Genomic DNA, 13325 nt, shown 5'->3' on the forward strand with positions numbered 1-13325 from the left:
GCAGATGCTGCCGCGCTTCTTCATCCATCGCCCGGTATTCGCCTGGGTCCTGGCGATCTGCATCATGGCCTTCGGCACCATCGCGGTGACCCAGCTGCCGGTGGAGCAGTACCCGGACATCGCACCGCCACAGGTCAACATCACCGCGAACTACACCGGTGCCTCGGCGCAGACGGTGGAAGACAGCGTCACCCAGGTGATCGAACAGCAGATCAAAGGCATCGATCACCTGTTGTATTTCTCGTCGACCAGTTCGTCATCGGGGCAGGCGCGCATCACGGTCACCTTCGACCAGAGCGCCAACCCGGATATCGCCCAGGTTCAGGTGCAGAACAGTGTCAACCAGGCCATCAACCGGCTGCCGCAGGAAGTGCAGCAGCAGGGCGTGACGGTGGCCAAATCCCAGGGCGACTCGCTGATGGTGGTCTCGCTGTACGACACCACCCGGCGCATGGAGCGCGTGGACGTCTCCGATTTCCTGGTCAGCAATGTTCAGGACCCGATCAGCCGCATTCCCGGCGTTGGCGAGATCAACGTGTTCGGCTCGGCGTACGCAATGCGCGTGTGGCTGGACCCGCACAAGCTGCGCGCCTATGACCTGATGCCGTCGGACGTGCGCGCTGCGATCCAGGCGCAGAACACGCAGGTGACGGCGGGCGAGCTGGGCGCGATGCCGTCCAGCCCGACGCAGAGCCTCAACGCCACGGTCACCGCGCAGTCACGCCTGCAGACCCCCGAGCAGTTCCGCGCGATCATCCTGCGCACCCTGCCCAATGGCGCGGCGGTGTTGCTGGGCGACGTCGCGCGGGTCGAGATCGGCGCGGAGAACTACCAGACCAGCAGCTATCTCAATGGCTATCCAGCGGCCGGCTTCTCGGTAACCCTGGCCTCGGGTGCCAACGCATTGGCTACTGCCGATGCAGTGCGCGCGGAGATCGAACGGCTGCGGCCGACTTTCCCGCCGGGGTTGCAGGTGGCCTATCCGCGTGACAGCACACCGTTCGTGCGGGTCTCGATCGAGGGGGTCATCCATACCCTGATCGAAGCCATCGTGCTGGTGGTGGTGGTGATGTTCCTGTTCCTGCAGAACCTGCGCGCCACGCTGATTCCGGCGATCACGGTGCCTGTGGTGCTGCTGGGCACATTCGGCGTGCTGGCCGTTGCCGGATTCACCATCAACACACTGACCCTGTTCGCGATGGTGCTGGCGATCGGCCTGCTGGTCGACGATGCGATCGTGGTGGTGGAGAACGTGGAGCGCATCATCCACGAAGAACATCTGCCACCGCGCGAAGCGACCGAAAAATCGATGGGCGAGATCACCGGCGCGTTGATCGGCATCACCGTGGTACTGGGTGCGGTGTTCCTGCCGATGGCGCTGTTCGGTGGTTCCACCGGCATCATCTACCGGCAGTTCTCGATCACGATCGCATCTGCCATGGCATTGTCGGCGCTGGTGGCGCTGACGCTGACCCCGGCGCTGTGCGCGACCCTGCTCAAGCCGTCTTCGGCGCAGAAACCGCAGGGCCGCTTCTTCCGGGCGTTCAACCGGGGTGTCGAGCGCAGCCAGTTGGCCTACCAGGGAAAGCTGGGTGGCGTCGTTACCCGGCCGCGGCGCTGGATGGCGTTCTACCTGCTGCTGGTGGTCGCCATGGTCGCGCTGTACGCGCGCATGCCCACCGGCTTCCTGCCGGTGGAAGACCAGGGCCAGGTGACCTTCCAGTTCTCCACGCCGGAAGGCACGCCGATGGCGCGCACCGAAGCGCTGGGCGAGCAGATCAGCCGCTACTTCATGGAGCACGAAAAGCAGAACCTGGATGTGGTGTTCGTGGTGGTCGGCCGCAACAATGCCGGCACCGGCCAGAACGCCGGGCAGGGCTTCCTCGCCCTGAAACCCTGGGATGAGCGCACGGGCGACAACACCGCAGCGGCGATCATCACGCGTGCCAATGCCTACTTCCGCAGCTTGCCGGATGCCAAGGTCAATGTACTGGCACCGCCGGCGGTGCGTGGACTGGGCCAGTCCAGTGGTTTCGAACTGTGGCTGCAGGACACCAGTGCGGCCGGGCGCGTGGCCCTGCAGGCAGCGCAGGAACAGGTGGTGCGCGCGGCCGGCGAAGACGACGGGCTCACCTCGGTGCGCCTGAATGGTCTGGGCGACAAGGCCGAGCTGCGGCTGGACATCGACCATGCCCAGGCCAGCGCGCTGGGCCTGGCCCAGGCCGACATCAATTCAACGTTGTCGGCGGCGTGGGGCGGCAGCTACATCAACGACTTCCTCGACCGTGGCCGGGTCAAGCGTGTCTACATGCAGGGCGACCAGCCCTACCGCAGCGTGCCCGACGACATCGGCCAGTGGTATGTGCGCGGCGGCACTGGGCAGATGGCCTCGTTCGCCAGTTTCGCCAGCAGCCACTGGGCGCGTGGGCCGCAGCTGCAGCAGCGCTTCAACGGCCTGCCGGCGATGCAGATCCAGGGCAGCGCCGCTGAAGGCCGCAGTTCGGGCGAGGCGATGCAGCGCATGCAGGCGCTGGTTGCCGATCAACCCGGGTTCGACCTGCAGTGGAGTGGCCTGTCCTACCAGGAACAATTGGCCAGCAACCAGACGTTGTGGCTGTACACCGCCTCCATCGCCTTCATCTTCCTGTGCCTGGCGGCGCTCTATGAGAGCTGGACGGTGCCGGTGGCGGTGGTGCTGGTGATCCCCCTGGGCGTGATCGGTACCGTGCTGGCGACCACGGCGGCCGGGTTCGTCAACGACATCTACTTCCAGGTCGGCTTGCTGACCACCATCGGCCTGTCGGCCAAGAACGCGATCCTGATCGTTGAGTTTGCCGAAGCCCGCTATCGCGCCGGCAGTTCGGCGGTGGAGGCGGCGCTGCAGGGCGCACGCCTGCGCCTGCGTCCGATCGTGATGACGTCGTTGGCATTTGTGGCCGGTGTGATTCCGTTGGCGTTGGCCACCGGTGCGGGTGCGGTCAGCCGTCGTGAAATCGGCATGAGCGTGATCGGCGGCATGGTCTCCGGCACGGTGCTGGCGGTGTTGCTGGTGCCGTTGTTCTTCGTGCTGGTACGCCGCCTGGGAGGTTCACGGCCGCAGCACTGAGAGTGGACCGCCGCTGTCATCTGACTGCCGCAGGGCCCTCACCGGTTCTTTGCCCAGGCATCGCTAGCGTACAGGTCCCCGTCCCCCACGGAGACCCGCCATGTGGCTGCTCGACCATCTCTGGCCTGGCCGTAGGCCTGTTCCTCCTCCGGTCGCCACCGAACCGCAGGCGACGCCCCGCCGGCCCTGGCTGAAGCGCCCGGTGCGGGCCGGCCGCAGCGGCATGGCCCCCTGGCAGAAGGTTGCCGCACCGCCACGACGCACTCGCCACTAACCGGTGCGGTCGGCGGGATGGTTGACCCCATCGTTGACTGGGATCACACCCAGCGCGAACGGGTCGATGCCTTCCAGGCAGGCCACGTTGTAGCCGTACTGTTCCGGGTTGGAGCGGCGCCGGTGATGGGTGTAGATGCCGCACACGCCACAGAAATAGTGCTCGGCCACATGGGTGTTGAACTGGTACAGCTGCAGGTGGTTCTGCCCGCGCACCACCTGCAGGCCCGCGCGGCTGACGCTGGCGGCAATGGCCCCCCGGCGCCGGCACATCGAGCAGTCGCAGCGGCGGGGTTCGACAATACCGTCCGGCAGGTCCAGCAGCAGTTCGACCGTGCCGCAGTGGCAGGTGGCTCGGTGCCGGGGTTGGACCGGAACGCCGGCCACGGAAGTGATGCCCATCGTTGCTCCTGTGAAGTGAACCTGGCCGCAGAGGCCGCCGCCGACGGTGCGCCGCCCAGCCTGAACGGTCCGTAGATGCCACGGTGAACCCGCTTGTGGCTAACTATGCGGCTTCGAGACCGCGACAGGGTGCCAGTGAACGCCGCAGGACGTTGGATGACAGGAAGTGCCATGGCGCTGGCGGCGCTGTGGGTGAGCGGGCTGCTGGCCTACCAGCTGCCGGGACCGGGTTGGCTGGCCACCGGCGTCGCCGTGCTGTGGCTGCTGGTGGCGCTGTGGGCGTCGTGGCGGGTCGCGCGCGGGCGTGCCTCGCGCCGCCTGGGCACGGCCTTCGGTGTGGCGCTGGCGTTGGCCGGCCTGTGGTGGCTGCTGCTGACCCCGCGCCAGGACCGCGTATGGGCCGACGACGTGGCCCAGCGCCTGCATGTGGTGTCCTTCGACGGGCGCCATGTGGTGCTGGACAACGTGCGCGACTTCAGCTGGCGCAGCGAAACCGACTACGACGCGCACTGGGTGCGCCGCGAATACGACCTGGACCAGCTGCGCTCGGCCGACCTGGTGCTGTCGTACTGGATGGGCCCGGCGATCGCCCACACGCTGATCTCGTTCGGTTTCGAGGATGGTCGCCACGTGGTGTTCTCGCTGGAGATCCGCAAGGAGCGCGGTGAGTCGTTCTCCGCGCTGGGCGGCTTCTTCCGCAAGTTCGAGATGACCCTGGTGGCTTCGGAGGAGACCGACATCATCCGCACGCGTACCAACGCGCGGGGCGAGGATGTCTACCTGTACCGCCTGCACGGCATGGACCGCGCACAGCTGAAGGAACTGTTCGCCGCGTACATCGCGCAGGCGCGCGAGCTGGATGCGAAGCCGGGCTTCTACAACACGCTGACCAGCAACTGCACGACCATCGTCTTCGACCTGGCCCGCCACATCGCACCGCGCCTGCCGCTGGATTACCGCCTGCTGCTGTCCGGCTATCTCGCCGAGTACGCGCAGGAGGTCGGTGCGCTCACGCCGGGCGTGCCATACGCCGAGCTGCACGACAAGGGCCGCATCACCCAGCGCGCATTGGACCTGGGTGATGGCGCGCATTTCTCCACCGTGATCCGCCAGGGCGTGCCCGGCACCGAGCAGGACCCGCAGTAATGACCCAACTCTTTCTGACCCGCTGGCAGCGCCTGCTGCCGGTGTTGTTCGTCGCCTTCCTGCTGCTGGGCAGCAGCGGCTGCGCGATGGTCACCGTCAAGCAGGTCAAATCCAGTGATTCGCTGGTCAACAAGCGCGCGGATGTGCTCAACACCGGCAAGCTCAGCCCGGCCGCGCGTGAAACGCTCAGCGCAGCGGGCCTGGACGAATCGCAGTGCGAGAAGGACTTCCTGGTCTGCCGCAGCACGTTGCTGATGACCGACGACCTCAATGTCGAACAACGCCTGTCGGCGCTGTCCGAGCTGTGGGTGAAGGCGGCATTGGCGATGACGCCGAAGAAGACCGCTGCCGGTGATCCACCGATGAGCGATGCGGCGCTGGATGCGTGGCTGGAGGCCGCGCGCTATGCCTATGCCTACCTGTTCTACAGCGGCCGCTCGCCGTCCGACCGAGCCTTCGAGGACCGCCAGACGCAGGTGCGTGACTACTACAACTACGCGGCCGAAAAGGCGGCGGTGGTGTTGTTCGTGCGCGCGCGTGCCGCTGCACTGGCCGGTGAGGACTACACGAAGCCGATCACGGTTGGCAGCTGGTCGCTGGCGTCCAATTACCAGCAGCTGGGCCTGAAGAGCATTCCCGCGCAGCTGGTTCCGGCCGGCACCGTCAGCTTTGTCGGCCTGCGCAGCACCTATCGCCGCGATGGCTTCGGTGCCGAGCTGGTGATGGTGATGGATCCGCCGAAGCTGGTTGCGCCGGTGATCGCACCGGATGGCCCGAAGGCCGAAACGGCACCGGATGATGAAGACGACGAGCGTCGTGGCCGCCGCCATCGTCATGACGATTCGGTGCCCGAGTTCAGTGAGATGTCCTCGATCAACGTCACTGCGCTGCTGCGGTTCGAAGGCAGCAGCCTGGAAGACGTGATGCGCACGCGCCGGGTCGAGCTGGATGCCTATTCGCCGGAAGCGACCGAGCGCATCACCCTGCACGGTGAGCAGGTACCGCTGGCCGGCAACTTCACTGCCGCCTACGGCCTGTGGCTGGCGCAGAGTGGCTTCGCGCGGCAGTCGCTGCGCACCCTGTTCGGCATGAGCGAGGGCATCGGCGAGCCGCACATCTACCTGATGCAGCCGTGGGATCCGAACCGCCGGATCATCTTCATGCTGCACGGCCTGGCCAGCAGCCCGGAAGCGTGGGTGAACCTGGCCAACGAAATCATGGGTGATCCCGAGCTGCGCCAGCAGTTCCAGGTGTGGCAGGTCTACTACCCGACCAATGCGCCGATCGCGTTGAACCGTTACGAGATCGCCAACGCGTTCAACGACACGCTGAAGCATTTCGATCCCGACGGCAGTACGCGTGCATCGAAGGACATGGTCTACATCGGCCACAGCATGGGTGGCGTACTGGCGCGGCTGCTGGTGAGCGATTCCGGCGATGTACTGTGGAACGACCTGCTGGCCAACTACGACCTGAAGGGTGAACGGTTGAAGCGGGTGCAGAACAAGCTGGGGCCGCTGCTGCATTTCAAGGCACAGCCGAACGTGGAGCGTGCGATCTTCATCGCTGCTCCGCACCAGGGCACCGACATCGCCGGCAACAAGGTCGGTCGCCTGATCGGCCGCCTGGTGCGGCTGCCGCTGACCATCCTCGGCAAGTTCGAGGATGTGTTCCTGGCACTGGCGCAGGCCGAGCAGCAGGTCGACGGTACCGCCAAGCCGAAGATTCCCAACAGCATCGACAACCTCAAGGCCAGCGACCCGTTCGTGAAGGCCGCCGCGCAGCTGCCGATCGAGACCGGCCTGAAGTACCACTCGATCATTGCCCAGCGCAAGCCGGAGCTGCCGGTGGAGAAGTCCGATGATGGGCTGGTGCCGTACTGGAGCGCACACCTGCCGGGCGCGCTGTCGGAGAAGGTGATCATCTCCGGCCACAGCGTGCAGGAAACCCCGCAGGCGGTGCTGGAGGTGCGGCGTATCCTGCATCGCGACGTCGATGACATGGGGACGGGTACCCGGTAGTGCCGGCCGCTGGCCGGCAATCCCGCAATGCGGCGGTGCTACACCCGTCGTGCGATCACCGTGGCCAGCAGCGCCAGGCCGAAGGTGATCGCCAGGCACAGTACGTAGCCGGTGTGGGGTGCGCTTTGCACGAACAGCGCGAACAGTGCACCGGAAACCGCCAGTGCGGTGGTCACCGACAGCGCCTCGCTCAGCTGCAGTGCCGAGGTGTTGGCACCCTGCTCGTGCGGTGAGGACAACGACAGCGTCAGCACCGACAAGCTGGCGTAGATCATGCCCATGCCGAAGCCGGTCACCGCCCAGCCGACCAGCGCCACGGGCAGCGGCACCGGATTGAACAACACGGCCAGTGTGGCGGCGATGCCGACCGTCATCAGCGGTGTGCCCACGCGGAGCAGCTGCTGGCGTGACCAGCCGCGCTGCTGGTGGCCCTGCAGCCATGAACCGGCGAACCAGCCCAGTGCACCAAGACTGAGCACGGCACCGGCCCAGCTGGGCGAGAGCCCGCGTTCGCGCTGCAACAGCAGTGGCAGGTAGGCCTCACAGGCGAAGAATGCGGCCGCCGCGACGCCGCGCAGCGCGATCACGCTGGGCAATCCGCGGCGCAGGATCAATGTGCCGGCGGGCAGCAGGCGATGCACGCAGAACAGCAGCGCCAGCAGCGCTGCGCCAATGCAGAGCAGGGCGGGCAGGCCGCGCTGCTGGCCGCCGAAGTAGAGCAGCAGCGCCGTCAGCGAGGCACCGCTGGCCCAGCGCACCACGTTGCCGCGTCCTTCGTCGCTGCTGGCAGCATCAGTGGGCTGCATGCGTGCCAGTGCCGGGCGCAGCAGCAGCGCGGCCGGGACCGCCAGCAGCGGCACCGCCAGGAACACCCAACGCCAACCGAGGTGCTGCACGATCAGGCCGCTCAGTGCCGGGCCGATCATCGACGGCACCACCCAGCCTGCGGAGAACGCGGCAAATACCTTCGGCCGCAGGTGCTCGGGGTAGCTGCGCCCGACCATCACGTACAGCGAGACTGAGATCGCACCCGCACCCAGGCCCTGCAGCAGGCGGCCTGCCACCAGCATGCCCATGCGCATGGCGAAGCCGGCCAGCAGCAGGCCCAGCACGAAGCAGGCCAGCCCATACCACAGCGGACGCGCCGGCCCCTGGCGGTCGGCCCAGCGCCCGGCCAGGGTCATGCCGATCACGCTGGTGGCCAGCGTGCCGCCGAACGCCAGTGCATACAGGCGCAGGCCATCCAGCGCCTCGGCCACGGTCGGCATCGCCGCTGCCACCGCCAAGGCCTCGAAGGCGTGCAGGGCGACCAGCGCGACCATGCCGATGGTGGTGGCGCGGTAGCGTGCGGACAGGATCGAAGTGTCGGCCGACGTGCTGGCGTCGACGGAAGAGGCAGTGGGGGTCATACGCGTCAGGTGCGGGCCGCGCTTGTCAACTGGCGGCGAAGATAGCAGCATGACACCTCAACTGCAGTTGAGGTCAAGTAATGGTGTCCCAGGATCTGAGCGTTGGCGAAGTATCCCAGCGCAGTGGCGTGGCCATTTCCGCGCTGCATTTCTACGAGCGCAAGGGGCTGATCAGCAGCCTGCGCACCTCGGGCAACCAGCGCCGCTACAGCCGTGACGTGCTGCGCCGACTGGCCGTGATCCGCGTGGCACAGCGGGTGGGCATGCCGCTGGAAGCCGTTGGCCGCGCTTTTGAAAGCCTGCCCGAGGGGCGCGCACCGACCAAGGCCGACTGGGCCAAGCTGTCCGCACGCTGGCGCACCGAACTGGAGGAGCGCATCCACATGCTGCAGCTGCTGCGCGACGAACTGACCGGCTGCATCGGCTGTGGCTGCCTGTCGCTGCAGCACTGCCGCCTGGCCAACCCGGGGGACGTCCTCGGCGAACGCGGCGACGGCCCCATGCGCTGGGAGTGACCGACAAAAAGGGGACGGAGGGGATTAAGTCGCAAGTGCACAAACGACTTAATCCCCTCCGTCCCCTTTTTCTTACCAGACCGTGATCGTCTCGCCGCTCTGGATGCCTTCCACCGCGCGCTGGAAGGCCAGTGCCGCGCGCTGTGCGCTCACCGCTTCAAAGCCGGGGAAGTAGGGCCCGTAGGCGGCCATCGATTCGATCAGCACGTTGGGGCTGACCACGTTGATGCGCAGGCCACGCGGCAGCAGTTCCAGCGCAGCGGCACGCACGAAGCCTTCCAGCGCGGCATTCACCGAGGTGGCGTTGACGCCATCGCGGATCGGCTGCGCGCTGACGATGCCACTGGTCAACGTGATTGAACCTCCGGCAGTGAGGTGGTGCTGCGCGACCAGCGCCAGCCGTACCTGGCCGAGCAGCTTGTCCTGCAGGCCCATGTTGAACTGCGCCGGGGTCATTGCCTGCAGCGGGCCGAAGTGCAGCTTGCCGGCGGTGGAGATCACCGCATCGACCGGGCCGGTACGCGCGAACAGTTCGGCGACGCTGGCATCGTCGGTGAGGTCCACGCGCAGTTCGCCGCTGGTGCGGCCGGCGGCGAGGATCTGGTGGTGCTGGCCAAGCTGGCGTGCGACCGCCTGGCCGAGGGTGCCGCTGGCACCCACAAGGAGAATCTTCACGGCGGTTCCTTGCGAGAGGGGGAATGAGCGCAGTCTGCGCCGTCACAGCCAGGTTCGGTAAGGTGCGTATGCTTAGTGGATTCCTAACTAAGGGTTAGCAATGGAGACGCTTCGCTGCATGCAGGCCTTTGTCGCCGTGGCCGAGCGCGGCAGCTTCACCGGTGCCGCCGAGCAGCTGCAGGTCTCGGCGGTGATGGTGGGCAAGTACATCCAGCAGCTGGAGGCGCACCTGGGTACGGCGCTGCTGCAGCGGAACACCCGGCGCCAGCGCCTGACCGAAGCCGGCAGCGCCTACCTGGCCGGTTGTCGGCAGGTGCTGGAGCAGGTGCAGCAGGCCGAGGCCGATGTCGCCGGCCTGCAGGTGCAGCCACGGGGCCTGCTGCGGGTCAGCGCGCCGACCACCTGGGGCAGCTGCGTGCTGGCGCCGGTACTGTCCGGGCTGCTGCGTGAGCAGCCGTTGCTGAACATCGAACTGGACCTGAGCAACCGCCGCGTGGACCTGATCGAGGATGGCTTCGACGTGGCAATCCGCGTTGGGCCGCTGCCGTCACAGGAAGTGGTGGCGCGGCCGTTGCCACCGTACGCGATGAGCCTGTGCGCGGCACCGTCCTATCTGCGCCGGCGTGGCACGCCGCGCACCCCTGAGGATCTGGCCGGGCATGACTGCCTGAGCCATCTGGCCTGGCGCGGTGGCCATGGCTGGCAGCTGGCCAACGGTGAACAGGTGGATTGGGAGGCGCGGCTGACCTGCAATGATGGTGTTGCACTGCGCGAGGCCGCCGTCGCCGGGGCAGGGCTGGTGCTGCAACCGACCGCACTGCTGGCCGGCGAGATCGGGGCAGGGCGGTTGAAGCCCCTGCTGCGCGACTACCTGCCGGAACCGCGACCGATGCACCTGATCTACCTGCCGGATCGACGGCCGCGTCCGCGCCTGCAGTGCTTCGTCGATTTCGTCATGGCCACATTGGGGCAGTGAGCATCCACGCCATGCGTGGATGATGGTAGGTGCCGGCCGTTGGTCGGCACACATCGGGATCAATCATTCGCCGCAGACAGTTCCTGCCCACGCACCTGCGCGGCGCGCAGCGCCGTATCCACCAGCGCCTCGAAACCACCGGCCTGGAAGCTCTCGATCGCGGCTTGGGTGGTGCCGTTCGGCGAGGTCACGCGGCGACGCAGTTCGGCCGGGCTTTCGCCGGCTTCATCGAGCATGCGCGAGGCACCCAGCAGGGTCTGCACCACCAGCGTGCGCGCCGCTTCTGCAGGCAGGCCCTGTGCGATACCCGCCGCTTCCATCGCTTCGGCCAGCAGGAACACATAGGCCGGCCCACTGCCGGAGACCGCGGTGACCGAATCCATCAGCGACTCGCTGTCGATCCACACCGTGCGCCCGGCACTGGCCAGCACCTGTTCGGCGCGTGCGTGCTGCTGCGCGTCCACCGACGCGGTGGCGTACAGGCCGGTCACGCCGGCGCCGAGCAGGGCCGGCGTGTTCGGCATCGCGCGCACCACCGGCAGGTTCCCGCCCAGCCAGCGTTCAAGCTGCGTGCTGGTGATGCCGGCGGCAATCGACACCACCAGCGGTCGGTTCGCCTGTGCCAGCGCCTGCAGCGACTGGCATACATCGCGCAGTACCTGCGGCTTCACCGCCAGCAGCCAGGTATTGCCCTGTGCGGCGGCATCAGCGGCGTTGTCGTGCACCTGCACGCCGAAGTCGGCAGCCAGTGACTCGCGCAATGCGGCCACTGGTTCGGCCACGTGGATGTGCGCGGCAGGCACGCCCTGGCGGATCAAGCCGGCGATCAGGCTGCGGGCCATGTTGCCGCCGCCGATGAAGGTGATGGAATCAACTGCCATGGAAGTCTCCTTGGAATATCAGGCCGGGCGCGGGCGCGCGCCGAACAGAGCGGTGCCGATACGCACCAGGGTGGCGCCCTCGGCGATGGCCTCGGCGTAGTCGCTGCTCATGCCCATCGACAGCGTGTCGATCTGCGCGTGCTGGGCAACCAACGACTGGAAAAGTGTGCGCATGCGCACGAATGCATCCCGGCGGCGCTCGGCCTCGGGCCACGGTGCGGGAATCGCCATCAGACCGCGCAGGCGCAGGCTGGGTTCGGCGGCAATGGCGGCAGCCAGCGCGTCCACATCCTCTGGTGCACAGCCGTGCTTGCTGGATTCGTCGTCGATGTTGACCTGGATCAGCACGTTCAGCGGGCCGCGTGCGACGGGGCGATGGCGTGCCAGCGCGGTCACCAGCTTGGGCCGGTCCACGCTCTGCACCCAGTCGAAGTGGCTGGCCACGGCCTCGGCCTTGTTCGACTGCAGGTGGCCGATCAGGTGCCATTCCAGGTCCAGGTGCTGCAGCGCCTGCATCTTGGCCAGTGCTTCCTGCACGTAGTTCTCGCCGAAGGCGTGCTGGCCCTGTGCGGCCAGCGCGGCCACGGCCTCGGCCGGCTGGGTCTTGGACACCGCCAGCAGGCGTGGATCGGGCCTGCCAGCGGCCTCGGCGGCGGCATGCAGGTTGCTCAGGATCTGGGGCAGGGGAGTGGCCACGTAACGCGTTCCGTTGAATCAGGAGGCTATACTGCCGCCCGGGGAAAGATCCTTCCAGTCGAAGCCGTTATTGGGGAGTAGCCGCTCATGGATATCGCCGAGCTGTTGGCGTTTTCCGTAAAGAACAAAGCGTCCGACCTGCATCTGTCCGCAGGCCTGCCGCCGATGATCCGCGTGGACGGCGACGTGCGCCGGATCAACATCCCAGCCCTGGACCACAAACAGGTCCACGCGCTGGTGTACGACATCATGTCCGACAAGCAGCGCCGCGATTACGAGGAATTCCTCGAAGTGGACTTCTCCTTCGAGATCCCGTCGCTGGCGCGCTTCCGTGTCAATGCGTTCAACCAGAACCGCGGCGCCGGTGCGGTGTTCCGTACCATTCCGTCCGAGGTGCTCACCCTCGAGGACCTGGCCTGCCCGCCGCTGTTCCGCGAAGTGATCCAGCAGCCGCAGGGCCTGATCCTGGTCACCGGCCCGACCGGTTCGGGCAAGTCGACCACGCTGGCGGCGATGATCGACTACATCAACAAGAACGAGTACGGCCACATCCTCACCGTCGAGGATCCGATCGAATTCGTGCACACCTCGCAGAAGTGCCTGATCAACCAGCGCGAAGTGCACCGTGATACGCATGGCTTCAACGAAGCGCTGCGCTCGGCACTGCGTGAGGATCCGGACATCATCCTGGTCGGCGAACTGCGTGACCTGGAAACCATCCGCCTGGCGCTGACCGCGGCGGAAACCGGCCACCTGGTGTTCGGGACCCTGCACACCAGTTCGGCCGCCAAGACCATCGACCGCATCATTGACGTGTTCCCGGCCGGCGAAAAGCCGATGGTGCGCTCGATGCTGTCCGAGTCGCTGCGTGCAGTGATCTCGCAGGCGCTGCTGAAGAAGGTCGGCGGTGGTCGTACCGCTGCGTGGGAAATCATGGTCGGCACCCCGGCCATCCGCAACCTGATCCGGGAGGACAAGGTCGCGCAGATGTATTCGGCCATCCAGACCGGCCAGCAGTACGGCATGATGACCCTGGACCAGCACTTGCAGGACCTGGTCAAGCGCAGCCTGATCACCCGCAACCAGGCCCGCGAGTACGCCAAGGACAAGCGTCTGTTCGAGTAAGGCGAGGCAATGGCGGGGCAGCGCGCAGCAAGGCGCGGCCGTCCCCGCGATGTCCCCTCCACCGACCGATTCCTGGAGCCTTTCGTGAACACCACCGCCA

At 66.9% G+C, this 13325-nt stretch carries 11 protein-coding genes; 6 read left to right on the forward strand and 5 right to left on the reverse strand.

Annotated features, from left to right (window positions below):
• The first annotated feature begins 4 nt into the window (after positions 1–4).
• Complete coding sequence (locus tag AC3ITW_RS04715; protein WP_489390107.1) at positions 5–3106, forward strand: efflux RND transporter permease subunit; 3102 nt, start codon at positions 5–7, stop codon at positions 3104–3106.
• Positions 3107–3376: 270 nt separating this feature from the next.
• On the opposite strand, the gene AC3ITW_RS04720 is transcribed toward AC3ITW_RS04715, so the two are convergent.
• Positions 3377–3781, reverse strand: a complete 405-nt coding sequence (locus AC3ITW_RS04720) for a GFA family protein (RefSeq protein ID WP_012510263.1) — start codon at positions 3779–3781, stop codon at positions 3377–3379.
• A 171-nt stretch (positions 3782–3952) separates the two neighbouring features.
• Here AC3ITW_RS04720 and AC3ITW_RS04725 point away from each other — a divergent pair, with 171 nt between their 5' ends.
• Complete coding sequence (locus AC3ITW_RS04725; RefSeq protein WP_012510264.1) at positions 3953–4927, forward strand: Lnb N-terminal periplasmic domain-containing protein; 975 nt, start codon at positions 3953–3955, stop codon at positions 4925–4927.
• Positions 4927–6948, forward strand: a complete 2022-nt coding sequence (locus tag AC3ITW_RS04730) for an esterase/lipase family protein (protein WP_489390108.1) — start codon at positions 4927–4929, stop codon at positions 6946–6948. Before AC3ITW_RS04725 ends, AC3ITW_RS04730 begins: the two co-directional genes overlap by 1 nt.
• A 38-nt stretch (positions 6949–6986) precedes the next feature.
• Here AC3ITW_RS04730 and AC3ITW_RS04735 read toward each other — a convergent pair whose 3' ends face one another.
• On the reverse strand, positions 6987–8408 hold the full coding sequence (locus AC3ITW_RS04735) for an MFS transporter (protein WP_489390109.1): 1422 nt from the start codon (positions 8406–8408) through the stop codon (positions 6987–6989).
• Between the two features lie 29 nt (positions 8409–8437).
• Here AC3ITW_RS04735 and soxR point away from each other — a divergent pair, with 29 nt between their 5' ends.
• Positions 8438–8872, forward strand: coding sequence for a redox-sensitive transcriptional activator SoxR (gene soxR / locus AC3ITW_RS04740; protein WP_004147068.1), 435 nt, complete (start codon positions 8438–8440; stop codon positions 8870–8872).
• A 72-nt stretch (positions 8873–8944) separates the two neighbouring features.
• On the opposite strand, the gene AC3ITW_RS04745 is transcribed toward soxR, so the two are convergent.
• The gene (locus AC3ITW_RS04745; protein ID WP_489390110.1) at positions 8945–9547 is read right to left on the reverse strand and encodes a short chain dehydrogenase; all 603 of its coding nucleotides are present in this window, start codon (positions 9545–9547) and stop codon (positions 8945–8947) included.
• A 100-nt stretch (positions 9548–9647) separates the two neighbouring features.
• Here AC3ITW_RS04745 and AC3ITW_RS04750 point away from each other — a divergent pair, with 100 nt between their 5' ends.
• On the forward strand, positions 9648–10523 hold the full coding sequence (locus tag AC3ITW_RS04750; protein WP_197584355.1) for a LysR family transcriptional regulator: 876 nt from the start codon (positions 9648–9650) through the stop codon (positions 10521–10523).
• 59 nt (positions 10524–10582) lie between these two features.
• On the opposite strand, the gene proC is transcribed toward AC3ITW_RS04750, so the two are convergent.
• Positions 10583–11404, reverse strand: a complete 822-nt coding sequence (gene proC, locus AC3ITW_RS04755; RefSeq protein ID WP_004147074.1) for a pyrroline-5-carboxylate reductase — start codon at positions 11402–11404, stop codon at positions 10583–10585.
• An 18-nt stretch (positions 11405–11422) separates the two neighbouring features.
• Entirely contained in the window at positions 11423–12100 is a 678-nt protein-coding gene (locus AC3ITW_RS04760; RefSeq protein ID WP_100434151.1) for a YggS family pyridoxal phosphate-dependent enzyme, read from the reverse strand.
• 87 nt (positions 12101–12187) lie between these two features.
• On the opposite strand from AC3ITW_RS04760, the gene AC3ITW_RS04765 reads away from it, so the two are divergent.
• Entirely contained in the window at positions 12188–13225 is a 1038-nt protein-coding gene (locus AC3ITW_RS04765; protein WP_004147099.1) for a type IV pilus twitching motility protein PilT, read from the forward strand.
• Positions 13226–13325 lie beyond the last annotated feature (100 nt).

Source organism: Stenotrophomonas sp. KH_052, assembly GCF_057838755.1.